Origin of the sequence: Bosea sp. NBC_00550 (assembly GCF_026020075.1) — a bacterium.
Taxonomy (GTDB): Bacteria; Pseudomonadota; Alphaproteobacteria; order Rhizobiales; family Beijerinckiaceae; genus Allobosea.
Genome location: NZ_CP102772.1, coordinates 991,782 through 1,011,729, shown reverse-complemented (window position 1 = coordinate 1,011,729; position 19,948 = coordinate 991,782). Strand labels below are relative to the sequence as shown.

The following is a 19,948-nucleotide window of genomic DNA, read 5'->3' as shown; positions in this document are numbered from 1 at the left end:
GTTCGCCCCTTGCCGCAATCCCGGGAGACGTCATCCATGTCGATGCGGGCAGATGAAGCGATTCGGCAATCCGGAAGGGATTGCCGCATCCTTCGCTGACCGATGACGTCGCTGGCCTGCTTACAGTGCCGCGGTCCATGCAGCGAGAAGGCGACGAAAGGAAGGCAGAAGCGATGGCATTGCAGGAAGGTGATCCCGCGCCGGATTTCACATTGCCCCGCGACGGCGGCGGAGAAGTCAGCCTTTCCGCCCTGCGCGGCCGGAAAATCGTGCTCTATGCCTATCCAAAGGACAACACACCGGGTTGCACCGAGGAGGCGATCGCCTTCAACCGCCTGCGCCAGGCCTTCGCCGCATGCGGCACCGAGATCATCGGCGTCTCGCCGGATTCCGTGCAACGTCACGGCAATTTCAAGCGCAAATATGAGCTGGACTTCGCGCTGCTGGCGGATGAGGAGCAGAAGCTCGCTTCCGCCTACGGCATCTGGGTCGAGAAGAGCATGTATGGCCGTACATATATGGGCATCGAACGTTCGACCTTCCTGATCGACGCCGAGGGCCGCCTCGCCCGCATCTGGCGCAAGGTCAAGGTCGCCGGCCATGCCGACGAGGTGCTGGCTGCCGCTCAGGAATTGTGAGCCGGCACCGGCCGGATTTGCGAAAGATTAACCCTAACAATCTCTAATGACGGTATCGGCAGCGTTCTTTCCGGTTCCGCGTATGCATAATCAGCCACAAACGGGCCCTGTCCTCTCGACCGTCGGCCTGGTCACCCACAAGACTTACACGATCCGCCGCTCGACGATGCTCGCCGGGCTGGCATGGCTGACCCTGACGACAGCCTGCACGGGCGCCGCGGGGTGGTACATCCTGAGCCGCGACGATCTCGCCGCGCGGCTGATCGCCCGCGAGACGACACGCCAATACGCTTACGAAGATCGGATCGCCGGCCTGCGCGCCGATATCGATCGCTATGCCAGCCGCGCCCTGCTCGATCAGGACGGCGTGGAATCCCGCGTCGATGAACTCGCGATCCGCCAGGCCGAACTGGAATCGCGCCAGTCGCTCGTCACCGCGCTCACCGACACGCTGCAGTCGAGCGGGCTGCTGCCGGCTGCGAAGCTGCCGCTGCGCTCGCGGGTCATCAAGCCCGACGAGCCGATCCGTGCCTCTGGCGTCACCAGCTTCGCGCCGATCATGCCGGGCAAGCCGATGCCGGCCCCGGATACGCCGCCGCTGCGCGGCGCCGAAACCAATCCGTCGGGCGGCTGGCAGTCGGGCGAGGCTCCGGCCGAGCCGCCCGCCAAGCGCGTCGAAGCGACCCTGACCAAACTCGACCAGGCTATCGCCAGCACCTCCGACGCCCAGATATCGGCGCTGAAGGAGATGGACGAGACGCTGGCGGCAACCCAGAAGCGGCTGCGCAGCAGCCTTGCCGAGACCGGGCTCGATGTCGAACGACTGGCGGCGCCCGGCAATGCGGCCGGCGGCATGGGCGGCCCCTTCGTCCCGGTCAAGCTCGACGCCTCGGCCGGTCCGTTCGAGGCGACGCTGACCGCGCTCCAGCCGCGCATGGCCTCGGTCATGCGCCTGCGCGGCGCGATCGAGCAATTGCCCCTCGGCCGGCCGATGGCCGGCGACCACGACTTCACCTCCAATTTCGGCTACCGGACCGACCCCTTCACCCGCGGGCTCGCCATGCATACCGGTGTCGACTTCCGGGCCGAAACCGGTTCCTCGATCGTCGCCACGGCGCCGGGCAAAGTCGTCGCGGCGGAGTACAATGGCGGCTACGGCAACATGGTCGAGGTCGAGCACGCCAACGGCCTGAGCACGCGCTACGCCCATATGTCGGCGATCTCGGTTTCGGTCGGCCAGATGGTCAAGGCCGGCTCAGTGGTCGGCCGGGTCGGCTCGACCGGCCGTTCCACCGGTCCGCACCTGCACTACGAGACCCGCATCAACGACGAGCCGGTGGATCCGACGCGCTTCCTGCGTGCCGGCAGCAAGCTTTTCGCGAACGCTCTCTGAGTTCAGGCCGCAACAAAAAAGCCGCGCAACCCGCGCGGCTTTTTCTGTTTCAGGGGAACGCCGTCATCCCGGCCGGAGCGAAGCGGAGAGCCGGTATCCCCGCCTGAACCTTGACGGGCACCGCTCCGGCATGGATCCCGGGTCAAGCCCGGGATGACGGCGCGGGCCCGGCTAGGAAGCGGGCAGCCTTCTAGTCGATATCCTCGACTTCGACCTCGGTCCCGTAGACGCGCTGGGCCAGCGACGCCTCCATGAACGGGTCGAGAGCACCGTCAAGCACCTCGGAAGGGTCCGTCGAGGCCACTCCGGTGCGCAGGTCCTTCACGAGTTGATAGGGCTGCAGCACATAGGAGCGGATCTGGTGCCCCCAGCCGATATCGGTCTTCGACGCCTGCTCGGCATTGGCCTTCTCTTCGCGCTTCTTCAGCTCGACCTCGTAGAGCCGGGCGCGCAGCATGTCCCAGGCCTTGGCCCGGTTCTTGTGCTGCGAACGCTCCTGCTGGCAGGAGACCGCGATCCCCGTCGGCAGGTGAGTGATGCGCACCGCCGAATCGGTGGTGTTGATGTGCTGCCCGCCGGCGCCCTGGGCGCGGTAGGTGTCGATCCGGCAGTCCGACTCCTTCACATCGATGATGATGCGGTCGTCGACGACGGGATAGACCCAGACCGACGCGAAGGAGGTCTGACGCCGCGCGTTCGAATCGAAGGGCGAGATTCGGACGAGACGGTGCACGCCGGATTCGGTCTTCAGCCAGCCATAGGCATTGTGGCCCTTGAACTGGAGCGTCGCCGACTTGATGCCGGCCGTGTCGCCGTCCTGATATTCGAGCGTCTCGACCTTGAACTTCCGCCGCTCGCCCCAGCGCCGATACATGCGCAGCAGCATCTCGGCCCAATCCTGGCTCTCGGTGCCGCCGGCGCCGGGATGGATCTCGATATAGGTGTCGAGCATGTCGGCTTCGCCGGAGAGCAGCGTCTCGACCTGGAGGCGCGCGGCCTCGTCCTGCACGGCCTTGATCGCCTGCTCGCCCTCGGTGACGGTCGCCGCGTCATCTTCCATCTCGCCGAGCTCGATCAGCGTCAACGCGTCATCGAGTTCGCGTTCAAGCTTGGTGATGCCCTCGATCTGGGTTTCCAGCCCGGTCCGCTCGCGCATCAGCTTCTGCGCAGCTTCGGCATCGTTCCAGAAATCGGGCCCCTCCGAGAGGGCGTTGAGTTCCGCTAGGCGGCGCTGGGCTTGATCCCAGTCAAAGATGCCTCCTCAGCAGTCCGATCGACTGCTTGGCGTTATCGAGTTGCGTCTGGATTTCGGGGCGCATGATTCCGTCGAAACGTCCTTGTGAGCTCTGTGCGAGCGTTGAGATAGGGGTGAAAGCCGCGGCTGTAAACGCCCCCTCGACCTGAGCCCGCCATTGCAGCGAAGCTTGGCTCGAAAAAGCGAAATGCCCGGAGCAGTGCTCCGGGCATCGAGAAGACGCTGGGCTGGCTCAGTAGAGGCCGCCGGTTCCCGAGCCGACGGCGCGGCCGCCGCTGGGGCCGACGGACAGCGGCGCGCTGCCGTCGCCCGCGGCGCCGATCACCGAATAGCTGTCCGGCGGCGCCGTGCCCGGCTTGAAAGCCTCGAGGATGCCGCCCTCACCGCCGGCGCGCATGCCGCTGCGAGGATCGACGCGGATCAGCTTGATGCCGGCCGGCACGCGGAACGGCGTCGCCGGCTTTTCCTTCAGCGCGACCGTCATGAAATCCCGGAAAATCGGCGCGGCATACTGGCCGGCCGTGGCGGAGGTGCCGAGGGACTTGGGCTTGTCGAAGCCCATATAGACGCCGACCGCGAGGTCCGGCGAGAAGCCGACGAACCAGACGTCCTTGGCGTCGTTGGTCGTGCCGGTCTTGCCGGCGAGCGGCTTGCCGACCGACTTGACGACCGTCGCCGTGCCGGCATTGACCACGCCTTCGAGGATCGAGACCATCTGGTAGGCAGTCAGCGGATCGAGAACCTGCTCGCGGTTGTCGATCAGGCGCGGCTCGGACTGGTTCGCCCATTTATCGGCGTTGCAGCCTTCGCAGACGCGCTGGTCGTGACGGAAGATGGTCGAGCCCGAACGGTCCTGGATGCGGTCGATCAGGGTCGGGCGGATGCGCTTGCCGCCATTGACCAGCATCGAATAGGCCGCGGTCATGCGCATGACCGTCGTCTCGCCGGCGCCGAGCGACATCGACAGCACCGGCTGGAGATCGTCATAGACGCCGAAGCGGCGGGCATATTCCGCGATCAGCGGCATGCCGACATCCTTGGCGAGCCGCACGGTCATCAGGTTCTTAGAGAACTGGATGCCGTAGCGCAGCGTGCGCGGACCGGTCGACTTGCCGTCGTAGTTCTCCGGCCGCCACATCCCCAGCCCCGGCCCCTGATCGATCTCGATCGGCGCGTCGAGGATGATGCTCGACGGCGTGTAGCCGTTGTCGAGCGCCGTGGCGTAGACGAAGGGCTTGAAGGAGGAGCCGGGCTGGCGCAGCGCCTGCGTCGCGCGGTTGAACTCCGACTGGTCATGCGAGAAGCCGCCGACCATGGCGAGCACGCGGCCCGAGAACGGATCCATGACCACGATTGCGCCGTTGACCTCGGGCAGCTGGCGCAGGCGCGCGAAGCCCGGCCGCGTGTCCATCGGCTCGATATAGACGACATCGCCGACCGAAACCGCCTGGGACACCCGCGCCCGGCGGGTCCATTTGATACCTTCGGCAGCCAGCGTGACGGTCTGGCGTTCCTTGTTGAGGTGGCCCGCATTGTCGCGCAGCGGATGCAGCCCGAGCTTGGCGCTGTCGCCGTTCACATCGAGCACGACGGCGAGCCGCCAGGGCGAGACGTCGCCGAGCACCGGCAGTTCGCCGATCGCGGCGCCCCAGTCGCGGCCGACATCGAGCTTCTGGATCGCGCCGCGCCAGCCACGCGCCTCGTCGAAGCGCACGAGACCGTCGACGAGCGCCTTGCGCGCCATCAGCTGGGTCTTGGGATCGACGGTGGCGCGCACGGAGAGGCCGCCCTCGAGCAGCTTCTTCTCGCCGTAGCGGTCCTGCAGCTCGCGGCGAATTTCCTCGGCGAAATAGCCGGCGGCGATCTGGTTCGGCGAAACGGTGCGCGGATTGACGCCGAGCGGCTGCTTCTTCGCGTCCTCGGCGACCTCGCGCTTGACGTAGCCGTTCTCGACCATGCGATCGATGACGTAGTTGCGGCGCTCGATCGCGCGGTCGCGGTTGCGGAAGGGGTGCAGGTCGGACGGCGCCTTCGGGAGCGCGGCGAGATAGGCCGCCTCCTGCAGGTTGAGCTCATGCACCGACTTGCCGAAATAGTTCAGCGCGGCCGCGGCGATGCCGTAACTGCCCTGCCCCGGCGCCGGCGCACCGAGATAGATCTCGTTCACGTAGAGCTCGAGGATCTTGTCCTTGGAGTAGGTCGCTTCGAGCTTCAGCGCGACGAGCGCCTCGCGGATCTTACGTTCGATCGACTGCTCGGGGCTCAGGAAGAAGTTCTTCGCCACCTGCTGGGTGATGGTCGAGGCGCCCTGGGGCCGGCGATTGGCGCTGCGGTTGCGGTAATTGGAGATCGCGGCGCGGACCAGGCCTTCGGGGTCGACGCCCATATGCTTGTAGAAATTCTTGTCCTCGGCCGAGATATAGGCGTCGACGACGAGCTTCGGCACGGCCTGGATCGGCAAATAAAGCCGGCGTTCGCGGGCGTATTCCGCGATCAGGCTGCCGTCGCCCGCATGGACGCGGGTCATCACCGGCGGCTCGTAGTTCCGGAGCTGGGCGTAGTCCGGCAGATCCTGAGAGTAATGCCAGATCAGGCCGCCGGCCACGGCAGCACCGATCACGAAGGCGATCGCACCGGCGGCGAAAAACCATCCGAAGATTCGCAGAATGAACCGCATCTCAGGCCCTGGACCCCATATCTGCCAACCGACGGCGCCAAATCGGGGCGCTTCGCAAATCACAGCTATAACATGACGTAGATGGCGGAACCGTGGCCTTGAGACCACATTTCGCAGGATCCGACACAGTAACGGAAGCGCCCGCTCGGCCTGCGCTAGTTCCGGTTCTCCGCCGCCCGCCCGACAGAGGCGCGTTCGCGTGCGAAATAATTGTCGATCGCACCGGAAACCGCCGTCACGGCCTTGCCCCGCCATTCCGGCGAGTTCAGCAGTTCGGCGTCCTTCGGGCTCGACATATAGCCGAGCTCGATCAGCACCGACGGCACATCCGGCGCGCTCAGAACCCAGAATCGCGCGGAGCGCAGCGGGATCTTGTGCATCTTGATCGAGCCGCCGAGCTTGTCGACGAGATTGCGGGCGAAGACGCCGGAGAAGGTCCGCGTCTCCCTGCGGGCGAGGTCCATCAGGATGCCGGCGACGTCCTGGACCTCCTCGCTCGTTTCCAGGCCGGCGGCAGAGTCGGCCTCATTTTCCTTTGCGGCGAGCCTGGCCGCGTCGGCGTCGGTCGCCCGTTCGGAGCGCGTATAGACCGTGGCGCCGCGCACATCCTGCGCCTGCACCAGCGAATCGGCATGGATCGAGATGAAGAGGTCCGCCTGCTCGGCACGCCCGACCTGCACCCGCTCGGACAGCGCTACGAACCGGTCGTCGTCGCGCGTCATCACGATGCGGTAGCGACCGCTGGCCTCGAGCTGTTCCTTGAGCGCCTTGCCGAAGGCGAGCACGACCGATTTCTCGGCGATGGAGGCGACCAGCGTACCCGGATCGATGCCGCCATGGCCGGGATCGATGACGATGGTGCGGCGCGACTCGCCGGCAGGCTTGGAAGGCACGGCCGGCATGACGGGGAGTGCCGCGGCTTCCTGGGGCTTCTTCGCCTTGCCCGCTTCGGCCAGGAATTCGGCCCGCGCCGCTTTCCTGAGCTCGATCGTCAGCTCGCCAAAGCCGCCACGCACGGTCTTCATCTCTGTCCTGGCGATCGTCGCGGGCTGGGCCAGGTCGATGATGATTCGCGCCTTGTCGGCCGTGAACAAGCCGTAGCGATAGCCGCTGACGAAACCGGCCGCCTTCCTGGCACTGGGCTGAATCTGGAAATTGGTCGAGGGCATCTCGACGATGACGCGATCGGGAGAGGCCTGCACCCAGGCATCGACCTCCACGATGGACGAGAGCGTCATGGTCAAGCGCACGCTCTCGCCGCTCTGCTCGATGCGGGCGTCGGTTGCGACCGGATATTCGCTCTGCGGCTTGCCCTCGGCCCATGCACGCGATGTGACGATCGCGAGACCGCAGGCGGCCGCAACGATGGCGGCCCGCCATGCGAAACCGCGCGGCAAGCTATCGCGGCGACCCCGAGCGGCGTGGCTGATGCGCGAAAACAGCTGTAAAATCCCGTCTGTCGTCACCAAGGCTTAACCATAACGGGGGTGAAATCTTAAGAGGCGGTTACCATCTCCTCCACAGGGCGTGAACCGCCTCGGAGCGGTGGTCGGCGAAATGCAGCCGTCATGTGACTTGCAAATCACCATCACCTGTCTGTAATGGAATTGGCTGCCTGTCAGCCTGCCCATGGGACACACCCGGATCGAGATATCCGTCGGCGTCCGGAGCAGGTCGTGCTGCCTTCTCCTCCGGGAGCGGCAGCGGCGGGACGGCCGCAACGGATCGTCCGCAGACGGTTGGTATGGGGATTGCGAGTTTTCTGCGCCCCGCCCTGTCTCGCGAGCGTGCAAACGCGATGGGCCCGGCCGTGAGGCGGGTGCATTGCAGGTCAGGACAGATGACGGGGCTTACGACGCCGCTAGCACCAACGGTGAACCGTCCGAACCTGCGGGACCGCGCCGGGCTTTCAGCCCGAGTGGCCGTCCCGAGCCGCATTTCTGTCCAGACCGCTTTCCTCCTCCTGCAACATGCCGGCACGTGCCGGCCTCAACGCGGCGCCCCTGCCCGCGGCAGCGGACTCCCATCCGTAGCCGCGAGGCTTCCGGCAGCCGCGCCAATGGAAGTTTCATATGGCCAACAAGATGCTTATCGATGCCACCCACCCGGAAGAGACCCGGGTCGTGGTGGTCCGCGGATCGCGCGTCGAGGAATTTGATTTCGAATCCGCCAGCCGAAAGCCACTCCGGGGCAATATCTATCTCGCCAAGGTGACGCGCGTGGAGCCCTCGCTCCAGGCGGCCTTCGTCGAGTATGGCGGCAACCGCCACGGGTTCCTCGCCTTCTCCGAGATCCATCCCGACTATTACCAGATTCCGGTCGCCGACCGGCAGGCGCTCATCGACGACGAGGCGCGCGCCGAGCGTGACGAGGAACGCGACGAGGAGCGCCGCGAGAAGCGCGGCCGCCGCGACCGCGGCCGCCGTGGCGACCGCGACAACCGCGCCAAGAAGGCCGTGGCCGACGAGACCGTCTCGGCCGAGGTCGAGACCAATGGCGAGGATGCCGGGGAGCGCGTCGAGACCGACGGCAAGGAAGCCGCCATGGTCAACGAGGGCGCGCCCGCCTTCGGTGAGTTCTTCGCTCCGGATGTCGCCGAATCGACGAGCGAGGACGTCGCCGAGAACGCGGCCCCGCTGACCTTTGAGACCACGGAAGCCGGCACGCCGGACGAGTCGTCGACGGAGGCCGTCTCCGAGGAGCAGACCGAGACACAGGCCCGCAAGCCATCCGAGGATGGCGACGACGAAGATCATGGCGAGGATGCCGAGGAGCAGCCCGAGCAGCTCGGCGGCGGCGACGCCCTCGACGACATGCCGGAGCGTCCGCACCGCCAGTCGCGCCGCCAGTACAAGATCCAGGAGGTGATCAAGCGCCGCCAGATCATCCTGGTCCAGGTCGTCAAGGAAGAGCGCGGCAACAAGGGCGCGGCGCTGACCACCTATCTCTCGCTCGCCGGCCGCTATTCGGTGCTGATGCCGAACACCGGCAAGGGCGGCGGCATCTCGCGCAAGATCACCAATGCCGAGGACCGCAAGCGCCTCAAGGAGATCGCCCAGGAGCTCGAGGTTCCGGATGGGATGGGCCTGATCCTGCGCACGGCCGGTGCCTCGCGTACCAAGGTCGAAATCCGGCGCGATTACGAATACCTGATGCGGATGTGGGAGAGCGTGCGCGAGTTGACGCTGGCCTCCGTCGCTCCGGCGCTGGTCTATGAGGAGGGCAACCTCGTCAAGCGCTCGATCCGCGATCTCTACAACAAGGACATCGACGAGGTTCACGTCGCCGGCGACGAGGCCTATCGCGAGGCCAAGGACTTCATGCGCATGCTCATGCCGAGCCATGCCAAGAGCGTGAAGCCCTATCGCGACCAGACCCCGCTCTTCGCCGCCTTCGGCGTCGAGAGCCAGCTCGACGCGATGTTCTCCAACACGGTGACGCTGAAGTCCGGCGGCTACATCGTCATCAATCAGACGGAAGCCCTGGTCGCGATCGACATCAACTCCGGGCGCTCGACCCGCGAGCACAATATCGAGGACACCGCCCTCAAGACCAATCTCGAAGCTGCCGAGGAAATCTCCCGTCAGCTCCGCCTGCGCGACCTTGCCGGCCTGATCGTGATCGATTTCATCGACATGGAGGAGAACCGGAACAACCGCGCGGTCGAGAAGAAGCTGAAGGAGTGCCTCAAGGACGATCGCGCCCGCATCCAGGTCGGCCGCATCTCCGCCTTCGGCCTGCTCGAGATGTCGCGCCAGCGCATCCGCACCGGCGTGCTGGAGAGCTCCTCGGTCCCCTGCCCGCACTGCGCCGGCGCCGGCATGATCCGCTCGACGCCGTCCGTCGCGCTGCAGATCCTGCGCGCGCTGGAGGAGACGCTGATCAAGAGCGCCTCGCACAACCTGACCGTCCGCACCCGGCCGGAAGTCGCGCTCTATGTCCTCAACCAGAAGCGCGCCCATCTCGCCGATCTCGAGGCACGCTTCGCCATCGCGATCACGATCGCGACCGACGGCAACCTGATCGGCACGCGCTACTTCGAGGTCGAGCGCGGCGAGTTCGTCGGCAATGAAGCCCGCGTCGTTCCGACGAGCTTCAAGGCCGAGGCAATCGCCTCCGACGTCGATGACGAGGCGCTCGATGCGGCGGCCGAGGCAGCCGCGCTCGACGCCGAGACCGGCGGCAACGAGACGACGGCCGCCGAAGCCCAGGAAGAACGCGGCGAAGGCGAGCGCAGTGAAGGCGAGCGCGGCGAAAGCGATCGTGACGGCAACCGGCGGCGCCGGCGCCGGCGTCGTCGGCGGCGCGGCGGCGAGCGTGACGGCCAGGGCCAGCAGCTCGACGGAAGCCAGTCGGACGACGATGCCGAAGGTGACGAGGGCGAGGACGGCGAGGACGCTGCCGAGTCCAACGACAATCAGGTGGTCGCCGAGACCGTGATCGAGGCCGTTGCCATCGACGCGACGGAGCCGGCCGCGGAAGAGGCCGCCCCCGTCGAGACCGCCAAGCCGAAGCGCAGCCGCGCCCGCAAGCCGAAGGCGGAAGCCGCCAAGGAAACCGAGGCCAAGGAAGCCGAGGTGAAGGCCGAGGCGGTCGTCGCCGAAGCCGCCCCGGCGGAGGGCGAGAAGCCCAAGCGCAGCCGTTCGCGCAAGAAGGTGGTGCCGATCACCGAAGGCGGGGAAGCTGCTGCCGAGGCCGCTCCCGCCGAGGCAAAGCCCGCTGCGGCGGCTCAGCCTGCCGAGGAACCGGCGGCACCGGCCGAGCCTGCCGCTGCGCCGGAACCCGCACCTGCCCCGGCGCCGGTCGAGGAGCCCGTCGCGGTCGTGCTGACCCCGGCCGATCCGAGCCGGCCCAAGCGCGGCGGCTGGTGGAACAAGCTTGCCGGCCGCTCCTGAGCGCCAGGCGCCAGGCCCATAGAAACGAAGCCCGCTGCGATCCGCAGCGGGCTTTTTCATTCGCGCTATCGGCTGGCGGCCCCATTGGCAGTTTTTGGAAGGCGGGCCATGATGACCTCCGCCTTCGTCGCCTCTCGGGAAAGGAAGCCATGCCGCCGCCTCGCAACAGGGAGCGCGACGTTCTGATTGCCGTGTGCGCCGTTGCGCTGCTCGTTTCGGCCTATCTCGCCTGGCGCGCTGTCGGCTGGTTCGGCGTCGGGCTTCTCGGATTGCTGGTCCTGTTCATCGCGGTCCGGATCGATCTCGAAGGCAATCGGCCGATCGGCCCGCCGATGACGGCCGATCTCCATGCGAGCCAGTACCGCAGCGAGGCGGCCCATGGCCATGCCGAACGTGCGGGCCGCACGGCCGAGCGCGGCGGCATCGCCAGCGCCGCCCGCCTTGCCAGCCTGTTCGGCGGCGGGCTGGCGGTCGCCGGTTTCGGCCTGTTCTTCCTGCTGTAGTCGCTCAGCTCGCGGCCGGCGCGAGAGGGGTCGGTGGCGGCACCGCCGCGATCGCTGCTGCCGCGCCGCTCTGCGACCCGCCCTCGCCGCCGCGCACCGTGACGGCGTTGGACGCGAAGGGGATGTGGGCCTCGTTCAGCGCGCGATAGACGCGTTTCAGCGCCTCGCGCTGCAGCATCGAGGCCTGGTTGGGCTTTCCGGTGAACTTGAGCCGGATCACGATCGCCTGGTCGGTGATATCCGCGACGCCCTGCATCTTGAGGGGGGCGATGAAATGCGGCCCGTACTCCGCATCCTCCAGCAAGGCGAGCCCGACCTTCTTGATGGCCTTGCGCGCCTGCTCGATATCGGCCGAATGGTCGAGGCGGACATTGAACTTCACCGTCGCCCAGTCGCGGCTGGCGTTGGTCAGCGACTGGACCTGGCCGAAGGGCACGGTGTGGATCTGGCCGCTCTGGTGACGCAGCTGCATGGAGCGCAGCGAGATTTTCTCGACCGTGCCCTTGAGCCGGCCGGTATCGACATATTCGCCGACGCGGAAAGCGTCCTCGAGCATGAAGAACACGCCCGAAACGATGTCGCGCACCAGGGCTTGCGAACCGAACGAGATCGCGAGGCCGAGAATGCCGAAACCGGCGAGCAGCGGGCCGATATCGACGCCGAGCCGCGACAGCACCACGAGAATCGTCAGGCCCAGCACGGCGCCGAGCACGACGCCGCGCAGCACCGGCAGCACCGTCGCCAGCCGGCTCGGCACGCCCTCCTCATGCGCCACATCCTCGTCGCCAGGGCCGACCACCCGGTGCTGCGGCTTGTAGGCGTCGAAGAAGGCATGCAGGAAAACCAGAGCGACCCAGCCGACGAAGGCGAACACGGCGACACCGGCGATCTGCCGCATAACGGCGGCGAACTGTCCCGAGCTCACGCCGAGGAGGAGCCCGGCCCAGAGCCGCGCCAGAATGAAGAAACCGACGGCCCACAACAATCCGACCGCTGCGGCCCGCAGCGCCGCGCCGCCGGCGCGCCTCATCGGGCTGGCGCCATGTTCCGCCTCCTGCCGCATCGCATGGCAGCGAAGCAGGCTGGCAATTCCCACGGCGAGGATCGGAATGATGACAATGGCCACCTGCGTCAGGGCCGAAGCCTCGGCCCAGCGCCCGCCATTCGACATCATCGCGGCGGCACTGCTGACCATCCACAGCACAGCCGTCGTGGCGATATAGAACCAGGCCGTTCCGGCCGCGATGAAGCGCCGGATCGGGCCGGGTTCGGACGATCCGGACAGGACCAGCACCGCGAGATCGTGCCGCCCGTCGTAGAACCACCAGATCTTGAACAGCGTGATGGCAAGCCCGGTCAGCGCGATCAGCCCCGTCACCGGCCGGGGACCAGAGCTGACATGGTGTGCAAGCAGGATTCCAGTCACGATCATCGGCGTCAGGGTCGCGTAGACGACCAGCCGCCGGAAATGCCGCTCGGCACGCGGCAACGGCATGATGCGCCGCTCCGGCACGCCCGGCGAACCCAGGAACCGACCGACGGCGATATAGAGCGCGCCGATCGCCGCGCCGTTGGCGCCGGTCGAGAGGGCGATATTCGCAAGATCGCTTTCCGGCAGCCAGGCATTGCGGGCGATCCGCGCCACGGCCAGCGCCAGCAGGATCGTCGCGACATCCTGGAGCAACCCCCAGGCCGAGGCGATCAGGCGCGGCGTAAACTCCGGCCCCGCCGGCCGCAGCTTGCGGGCGAACCATCCGGCGGTCGCCATCCTGAACGCGAGGGCGATGGCGAGCGCAAGACAGATGATCCCGAAAACCCGCCATCCGGGCGTCGGGCCACTGCGGCCGTTCAGGTTGCGTTGCCAGGCCTGGCCCCAATCCCCCGGCAGCTGGGTGACGGTCGGGATCGAGGTCGCGCTGTATTCGACGCCGTCGACGAAACGGTCGACCAGCACGTTGACCTCGGCCTGGAAGCTCTCCTCTTCGTCCGCCATCGAGGGCGCGGGCGCGGCGGCCTTTGGCTTTGCCTTCGCCTTTGCGGCGGGCTCCTGCGGAGCGGCAGCGGGCTCGACCGTGGAGGCTACCCCGCCAACTCGGATTTCGACCTGCCGGCCCGGAGCCGACAGCGCATCGACCATCTTGCGGATCGTCTCGGGAGTCTCGTCGCCGCGCAGGTTGAGCACGACGGGCGCCTGCGTCTCGGCCCGCGCCGTGCTGGAGATGCCGAGAAAAGCACTGGCCAGAAGGGTCGTGGCGAAGACGACAGCGCCGATGAGACGGGCTGAAGCCCGCTTCGGAGAAGCCCCTCCAGCTGCTGCGACGTCCATGGCCTACCTCCGGCTCGTCCTCGACGATGCAGAATGCGGAGCTTCCGCGGATTCTGGCAAGTGGCGTGCCGGGCTGTAGCCTCAGCGCTTCTTGAGCCAGCCGCCGATGCGGGAGACGGCATCCTCGCATTCGGCGAGCGACCCCGCGAAGGAGAGACGCACCGTGCGCGCACCCCGCGCCTCGTCGAAGTCGAGCCCCGGCGTGATCGCGACCCCGGCCTCCTCCAGAACGCTTCGGCAGAAGCTCATGGAATCGTTCGAATATCGCCCGATGTCGAGATAGATATAGAAGGCACCGTCGACCGGCAGGAAGTCCCCCAGCCCGATCTCCGGCAAGGCCTTCAGCAGGAAGGCGCGATTCTCGGCGTAGCCGGCCTTGATCGCCTCGCATTCCTGCGTCGCGTCGAAGGCCGCCTCGCCCGCCACCTGGCTGAGATAGGGCACCGAGATCGAGAAATTCTGCTGAAGGCGCTCGATGGTGCGCACCAGCCGCTCCGGCACCACCAGCCAACCAACGCGCCAGCCGGTCATGCAGTAGTATTTGGAGAAGGAGTTGACGATGATCGCATCGGGATCGGCCGCGAGCGCGGTCGTCGCGGGCGTCTCATAGGTCAGGCCGTGGTAGATCTCGTCGGAGATGTACCAGAGCCCGAGCTTGCGGCAGCAGGCGGCGACGTCGGCGATCGCCTCGGGCGCCATCACGACCCCGGTCGGGTTGGCCGGGCTCATCGTCAGCACGCCGGCGAGCGGCTTCTCGCGATGAGCGCGCTCGATCAGCTCCGGCGTCAAAGCGAAGCGCGTCTCCGGGCCGACTTCGATCGCGACCGGCTCGAGGCCGAGCGCGATCAGGATGTTGCGATAGGCCGGATAGCCCGGCGCCGTGATCGCGACCCGCGCGCCGGGCTGGAAGCAGGCGAGGAAGGCCAGGATGAAGCCGCCCGACGAGCCGGTCGTGACCACGACGCGCTCGGCCGGTACTTCGACGCCATAAGCCTCGCGATAATGACGTGCGATCCGGGCCCGCAGCGAATCCGTCCCGAGCGCCTGCGTATAGCCGATGCGGCCATGCTCCAGGGCGCGGGCCGTCGCGGCACGGATGGAGGCCGGCGTCGGCGCCGAGGGCTGGCCCACTTCCATATGCACCACCGAGCCGCCGCGCCGCTCGATCGCGGCCGCCTGGTTCATCACATCCATGACGATGAAGGGCGCGACACGTTCGGCCCGCGCCGCCAGCGCGGGAATGATCGGAGTCTTGAGGTCGATCATGGCAGGCTTTCGCTGAAGAGCGGCGGGGTCGGCGGCGTGTTTGGCCGCGAAACGCGCGGCTTTCAAGCCCGATCGCATCACGGAGTGCCACACCGGCCCGTTAGACCGCAGCAAGAACGCGACCAGCGCGTCCAAAAGCCACATGGCTGCCGCAAGCTGCTGTCAGAGCTGTGATTTGACCTTGAAGGGGCGAAGGCACACAAGCTCGCGCTCAGAAATGCTTTGTTCCGCCGCCGGTCTCCCGACCCGGCGGCCTTGAAAGGAAGATGAGATGGCTTTCCGCACCCTCACCAGCCTGGCGCGTGCCTGCCTGCGGCCAGCCGGCCTCGTGCTCGGCCTGTGGCTCGCGGCCTCCGCCGCGCCGGCCATGGCGCAGGGCCAGCCTCTCTCGCCCGAGCAGCGCAAGGCGGTCACCGATCTGATCCGCGAGACGATCCTGAAGAATCCCGAGATCATCCAGGACGCGCTGGTCGAGCTGGAGCGCCGCAACACGGTGGCCCAGGCCGAGGCGCAGCGCGGGGCCGTCGCCGCCGAGAAGGCCCGGATCACCGATCCGGCGACCTCCGTGATCATCGGCAACCCCGAGGGCGACATCACCCTCGTGGAGTTCATGGATTACAATTGCGGCTTCTGCAAAAGGGCGATGGAGGACGTGACCGCGCTCACCAAGGCCGATCCGAAGCTGCGCGTCGTCCTGAAGGACTTCCCGATCCTCGGACCCGATTCGGTCGAGGCCAGCCGCGTCGCCGTCGCCGCGAAGAACCAGCTCCAGGGCCAGAAGTACTTCGATTTCCACAACAAGCTGATGGCCGTGAAGGGCAAGGTCAACGCGGCCAAGGCGCTCGAGATCGCCAAGGAAGCCGGTGCCGATGTCGCCTTGCTGAAGAAGGACATGGAAGCGCCTGCGACCAAGGCCGCGATCGAGGACACCGTCGCGCTCGGCGACCGTCTCGGCCTGACGGGCACGCCCGCCTTCATCGTCGGCGAGGAGATCGTGTTCGGCGCCGTCGGCCAGGCCGCTCTGAAGCAGAAGATCGACTCCGTGCGCCGCTGCGGCAAGACCGACTGCGCCGGCTGATCGCCCCAGGCTGCCGCGAGACGAGACACGCCGGGCCGGCAGGCGCCGTTCAGGCTTCCCCTGCCGCCCCGCAACGTTTATGAGGGCGGCACCTGCCGCCCGCGCGCGGCGCCGGAATCAACGCCTTCCATGGTCGCCGTCCACGTCCTGAACGGACCCAACCTCAACCTTCTCGGAACCCGCGAACCGGGAACCTATGGCGCGGTCACGCTGGCCGGCGTCGAGGAAAGGCTGCGGCGCCGCGCCGAGGCCGCGGGCGTCGACCTCACCTTCCGCCAGACCAATTTCGAGGGCGAGCTCGTCACCTTCATCCAGGAGGCCGGGCAGGCCGGCGCCGGCGTCGTCATCAATGCCGGGGCGTATACCCATACGTCCGTGGCGCTGCGCGATGCGATCAAGGGCGTCGATGCGCTGACGATCGAGGTCCATATCTCGAATGTGCATGCGCGCGAGGAATTCCGGCACCATTCCTACATGGCGCCGGTCTGCGTCGGCGTGATCTGCGGCTTTGGCGTCGCGAGCTACGAACTGGCCTTCGACGCCATCGTGCCGCTGCTGGAAAAGCGGGCGGCGAAGGCCGCCTGAGACCGAATGAACGGGGCGGCGGCGCTGCGGCCGGCCCATCCGAGAATCCGAAGAAGACGGTGATATCCGCCATGGCGACCAAGAGCCCGATCGATCCCGAACTTGTCCGCGAGCTGGCCGAGCTCCTGAACCAGACCGATCTCACCGAGATCGAGGTCGAGAAGGGCGATCTGCGCGTACGCGTCGCCCGCAGCATCACCGCGACCATGCAGGTCCCGACCGCAGCGCCGCTGCCGGTGGCCGCCATCGCCCCGGCCATCGCAGCGGCAGCTCCGACGCCGGCCGCCGCCCATCCCGGCGCCGTCACCTCGCCGATGGTCGGCACCGCCTATCGCCGCCCCTCGCCCGAGGCCAAGCCCTTCGTCGAGATCGGCAGCGTCGTGAAGCAGGGCGAGCGCATCCTGCTGGTCGAGGCGATGAAGACCTTCAACGACATCGTCGCCCCGCGCGCCGGCAAGGTGACCGCGATCTTCGTCGAAGACGGCCAGCCCGTCGAATACGGCGAGCCGCTGCTGGTGATCGAGTGAGCGGGGCGCAAGGCGCTGCTGGGGCCGGGCTGGGTTTCAAGATGTTCGACAAGATCCTGATCGCCAACCGTGGAGAGATCGCGCTGCGCGTGCTGCGCGCCGCCAAGGAGCTCGGCATCGCCACCGTTGCGGTCCATTCCACGGCCGACGCCAACGCCATGCATGTGCGCCTCGCCGACGAGAGCGTCTGCATCGGCCCGCCGCCGGCCCGCGAGAGCTATCTCAACATCCCCGCCCTGATCGCCGCCTGCGAGATCACCGGCGCCGATGCGGTCCATCCCGGCTACGGCTTCCTCTCCGAGAACGCTCGCTTCGCCGAGATCCTGGAGCGGCATAACATCACCTTCATCGGCCCCAAGGCCGAGCATATCCGCAGCATGGGCGACAAGATCGAGGCCAAACGCACCGCCAAGCGCCTCGGCATCCCCTGCGTGCCCGGTTCCGAGGGCGGCGTCAGCGACGACGACGAAGCGCTGCGCATCGCCGCCGAGATCGGCTTCCCCGTGATCATCAAGGCGGCATCGGGCGGCGGCGGCAAGGGCATGAAGGTCGTGCGCAGCGTCGAGGAGATGTCGGTCGCGCTCTCGACGGCGCGCACCGAGGCCACGGCCAATTTCGGCGACGACGCCGTCTATATCGAGAAATATCTCGAGAAGCCCCGCCATATCGAGATCCAGGTTCTCGGCGATGGCCGCGGCCATGCCATCCACCTCGGCGAGCGCGACTGCTCTCTGCAGCGCCGCCACCAGAAGGTCTGGGAAGAAGGCCCCTCACCCGCCCTCAACGCCGGCGAGCGCGACCGGATCGGCGAGGTCTGCGCCCAGGCGATGGCCAAGCTCGGCTATCTCGGCGCCGGCACGATCGAGTTCCTCTACGAGGACGGCGAGTTCTACTTCATCGAGATGAACACCCGCATCCAGGTCGAGCATCCGGTCACCGAGATGATCACCGGGATCGACCTCGTCAACGAGCAGATCCGGATCGCGGCCGGCGCGCCGCTCTCGCTGAAGCAGTCCGACATCGTCATCGAGGGCCATGCCATCGAGTGCCGGGTCAATGCCGAGCACCCCGCGACCTTCCGCCCCTCGCCCGGCAAGATCGCCTCGTTCCATACGCCGGGCGGCCTCGGCGTGCGCGTCGATTCCGCGGCCTATCAGGGCTACACGATCCCGCCGCATTACGATTCGCTCGTCGGCAAGCTGATCGTCCATGGCCGCAACCGCGACGAATGCCTGATGCGCCTGCGCCGTTCGCTCGACGAGTTCGTCGTCGACGGCGTCGACACGACGCTGCCGCTGTTCCGCACGCTCGTCCGCAACCCGGACATCCTGAACGGCGACTACAACATCCACTGGCTCGAGAAATTCCTCGCAGCCGGCGGCATGGCTGAACCGGAAGCCTGAGCGTCGGTCCAGGTCGGAAACGACAAAGCCCCCCGCATCGCGAGGGGCTTTTTTGTTCTGCACCTTCGAAATGAAATGCGCCGGTCGTCCCGGGCGAGGCGAAGCGCAAACCCGGGATCCACACCAGAGCGCTTCCGATCGAGGTTCGGGCATGGATCCCGGGTCTCGCTGCGGTCGCCCGGGATGACCCGTACTTGCAATTCCCGGCGTCTCAGACCGTCTCCAGCAAACCTTTGATCAGCGCTTGACGCGGCGCGATCGAGGAGATCAGCGCGTATTCCTGCAGCGTATGCGCGCCGTCGCCGTCGATGCCGAGCCCATCGAGGGTCGGCACGCCGAGCGCGGCCGTGAAGTTGCCGTCCGAGCCGCCGCCCGTCATCGGGCAGTCCTGCAAATCGAATCCGACCCTGGCCGCGACCTGGCGCGCCGTCTCGAACAGCTCCGCCACCGGCGCCGACTTCTCATAGGGCGGGCGATTCATGCCGCCGGTGATCTTGAGCTGAACGTCGGGATCATGCGGCTTCAGGCTGAGGATGCGGTTCTCCATCGTCACGCCATCGGCCAGCGTGGTGACGCGGCAATCGACGCTGAACCAAGCGTGCTGCGGGATTACGTTCGCCGCCGTCCCGCCGCCGACGAGCGCGACGCTGGTGGTGATGCCGCGGCCATAGTCGGTCATGGCCTCGACCGCGAGGATCTGGTGCGCTGCCTCGCGGATCGCGCTGCGGCCGTCGGCATGGCGCGAGCCGGCATGGGCGGGGCGCCCTTCGAGCCTGACATCGAAGCGGCCGACGCCCTTGCGGGCGGTGACGATCCTGCCGCCCTGCCGCGCCGGCTCGGTGACGAGGACCGCCGCCGATCCGCGGCCGAGCTCCTCGATCAGGCCGCGGCTGGTCGGCGAGCCGATCTCCTCGTCCGGCGTGAACAGGAAGACCATCGGCCGCCTGGCGCTGCCGGCAACGGCGACCTGCTTGAAGGCCTGCAGCGCCAGCCAGGCGCCGCCCTTCATGTCGTAGACGCCAGGGCCATAGAGCCTGTCGCCCTCGATCCGCACCGGCAGGTCCTTGGCGCTGGTGCCGACCGGATGGACCGTATCGAGATGCGACATCAGCGCGACGGTCGGCTGGCCGTTGTCGAGCCCGGCGCGCAGCACGACCATGTCGCCGAGGCCGTCACGTCCCGGAATGCGCTCGACCGATATCGGAAGCCCGTCGACCTCCTTCTGCACGAGGTCCATCATGCCGTTCAGCCCGGCGGCATGGCTGGTGGGGCTTTCAAGCGCAACCCAGACGGAGAGCGCGGCGGCGGCATCGTTCTGATTCATGGGCGCGATGTTCTCCGAAGAGGCCCTCGCCGCGCAAGGCGGTTTCCATGCGCTGGGCACAGGCCGGCAGAGCGTGCG

The 19,948-nt window shown here is 67.3% G+C and carries 14 protein-coding genes; 8 read left to right on the top strand and 6 right to left on the bottom strand.

The window, feature by feature from the left end; translation table 11 throughout:
- Window positions 1-173 precede the first annotated feature (173 nt).
- Complete coding sequence (locus NWE53_RS04755) at window positions 174-638, top strand: peroxiredoxin (protein WP_265053223.1); 465 nt, start codon at window positions 174-176, stop codon at window positions 636-638.
- 82 nt (window positions 639-720) lie between these two features.
- The gene (locus NWE53_RS04750) at window positions 721-2,031 is read left to right on the top strand and encodes a M23 family metallopeptidase (RefSeq protein WP_265053222.1); all 1,311 of its coding nucleotides are present in this window, start codon (window positions 721-723) and stop codon (window positions 2,029-2,031) included.
- 190 nt (window positions 2,032-2,221) lie between these two features.
- On the opposite strand, the gene prfB is transcribed toward NWE53_RS04750, so the two are convergent.
- The 3 genes from prfB to NWE53_RS04735 all read right to left on the bottom strand — a co-directional run bounded on the left by prfB (window position 2,222) and on the right by NWE53_RS04735 (window position 7,360).
- A protein-coding gene (prfB, locus tag NWE53_RS04745) for a peptide chain release factor 2 (RefSeq protein ID WP_265053221.1) occupies window positions 2,222-3,350 on the bottom strand; the annotation gives its coding sequence in 2 pieces (ribosomal slippage) (window positions 2,222-3,280 and window positions 3,282-3,350; 1,128 coding nt in all).
- 168 nt (window positions 3,351-3,518) lie between these two features.
- Window positions 3,519-5,963, bottom strand: a complete 2,445-nt coding sequence (locus NWE53_RS04740) for a penicillin-binding protein 1A (RefSeq protein ID WP_265053220.1) — start codon at window positions 5,961-5,963, stop codon at window positions 3,519-3,521.
- Window positions 5,964-6,118: 155 nt separating this feature from the next.
- A complete protein-coding gene (locus NWE53_RS04735; protein WP_265053219.1) occupies window positions 6,119-7,360 on the bottom strand; it encodes an N-acetylmuramoyl-L-alanine amidase in 1,242 nt (413 codons plus the stop codon).
- Between the two features lie 675 nt (window positions 7,361-8,035).
- Here NWE53_RS04735 and NWE53_RS04730 point away from each other — a divergent pair.
- Window positions 8,036-10,858 carry a ribonuclease E/G gene (locus tag NWE53_RS04730; RefSeq protein WP_265053218.1) on the top strand — a complete coding sequence of 941 codons (2,823 nt, stop codon included), beginning with the start codon at window positions 8,036-8,038 and terminating at the stop codon, window positions 10,856-10,858.
- 149 nt (window positions 10,859-11,007) lie between these two features.
- Entirely contained in the window at window positions 11,008-11,361 is a 354-nt protein-coding gene (locus NWE53_RS04725) for a hypothetical protein (RefSeq protein WP_265053217.1), read from the top strand.
- 4 nt (window positions 11,362-11,365) lie between these two features.
- Here the strand turns inward: NWE53_RS04725 and NWE53_RS04720 are convergent, their stop codons facing one another.
- Window positions 11,366-13,687 (bottom strand): mechanosensitive ion channel family protein, encoded by a 2,322-nt coding sequence (locus tag NWE53_RS04720; protein WP_265053216.1) that lies wholly within the window; start codon window positions 13,685-13,687, stop codon window positions 11,366-11,368.
- An 81-nt stretch (window positions 13,688-13,768) separates the two neighbouring features.
- Window positions 13,769-14,953: a pyridoxal phosphate-dependent aminotransferase gene (locus tag NWE53_RS04715; RefSeq protein WP_265053215.1), complete on the bottom strand. Its 1,185-nt coding sequence runs from the start codon at window positions 14,951-14,953 to the stop codon at window positions 13,769-13,771.
- Window positions 14,954-15,224: 271 nt separating this feature from the next.
- Here NWE53_RS04715 and NWE53_RS04710 point away from each other — a divergent pair, with 271 nt between their 5' ends.
- The 4 genes from NWE53_RS04710 (at window position 15,225) to accC (ending at window position 18,546) form a co-directional block, all read left to right on the top strand.
- Entirely contained in the window at window positions 15,225-16,031 is an 807-nt protein-coding gene (locus NWE53_RS04710; protein WP_265053214.1) for a DsbA family protein, read from the top strand.
- 129 nt (window positions 16,032-16,160) lie between these two features.
- Window positions 16,161-16,616 carry a type II 3-dehydroquinate dehydratase gene (gene aroQ, locus NWE53_RS04705; protein WP_265053213.1) on the top strand — a complete coding sequence of 152 codons (456 nt, stop codon included), beginning with the start codon at window positions 16,161-16,163 and terminating at the stop codon, window positions 16,614-16,616.
- A 71-nt stretch (window positions 16,617-16,687) separates the two neighbouring features.
- Complete coding sequence (gene accB, locus NWE53_RS04700) at window positions 16,688-17,143, top strand: acetyl-CoA carboxylase biotin carboxyl carrier protein (protein WP_265053212.1); 456 nt, start codon at window positions 16,688-16,690, stop codon at window positions 17,141-17,143.
- Between the two features lie 41 nt (window positions 17,144-17,184).
- Window positions 17,185-18,546 (top strand): acetyl-CoA carboxylase biotin carboxylase subunit, encoded by a 1,362-nt coding sequence (gene accC / locus NWE53_RS04695; protein WP_265053211.1) that lies wholly within the window; start codon window positions 17,185-17,187, stop codon window positions 18,544-18,546.
- 211 nt (window positions 18,547-18,757) lie between these two features.
- On the opposite strand, the gene NWE53_RS04690 is transcribed toward accC, so the two are convergent.
- Window positions 18,758-19,870: a M20 family metallopeptidase gene (locus NWE53_RS04690; protein ID WP_265053210.1), complete on the bottom strand. Its 1,113-nt coding sequence runs from the start codon at window positions 19,868-19,870 to the stop codon at window positions 18,758-18,760.
- Window positions 19,871-19,948 lie beyond the last annotated feature (78 nt).

Coding starts and splice junctions, on each gene's coding strand:
- NWE53_RS04755 (WP_265053223.1), top strand. CDS start 174: ATGGCATTGCAGGAAGGTGATCCCGCGCCGGATTTCACATTGCCCCGC.
- NWE53_RS04750 (WP_265053222.1), top strand. CDS start 721: ATGCATAATCAGCCACAAACGGGCCCTGTCCTCTCGACCGTCGGCCTG.
- NWE53_RS04740 (WP_265053220.1), bottom strand. CDS start 5,963: ATGCGGTTCATTCTGCGAATCTTCGGATGGTTTTTCGCCGCCGGTGCG.
- NWE53_RS04730 (WP_265053218.1), top strand. CDS start 8,036: ATGGCCAACAAGATGCTTATCGATGCCACCCACCCGGAAGAGACCCGG.
- NWE53_RS04725 (WP_265053217.1), top strand. CDS start 11,008: ATGCCGCCGCCTCGCAACAGGGAGCGCGACGTTCTGATTGCCGTGTGC.
- NWE53_RS04720 (WP_265053216.1), bottom strand. CDS start 13,687: ATGGACGTCGCAGCAGCTGGAGGGGCTTCTCCGAAGCGGGCTTCAGCC.
- NWE53_RS04715 (WP_265053215.1), bottom strand. CDS start 14,953: ATGATCGACCTCAAGACTCCGATCATTCCCGCGCTGGCGGCGCGGGCC.
- NWE53_RS04710 (WP_265053214.1), top strand. CDS start 15,225: ATGGCTTTCCGCACCCTCACCAGCCTGGCGCGTGCCTGCCTGCGGCCA.
- aroQ (WP_265053213.1), top strand. CDS start 16,161: ATGGTCGCCGTCCACGTCCTGAACGGACCCAACCTCAACCTTCTCGGA.
- accB (WP_265053212.1), top strand. CDS start 16,688: ATGGCGACCAAGAGCCCGATCGATCCCGAACTTGTCCGCGAGCTGGCC.
- accC (WP_265053211.1), top strand. CDS start 17,185: ATGTTCGACAAGATCCTGATCGCCAACCGTGGAGAGATCGCGCTGCGC.
- NWE53_RS04690 (WP_265053210.1), bottom strand. CDS start 19,870: ATGAATCAGAACGATGCCGCCGCCGCGCTCTCCGTCTGGGTTGCGCTT.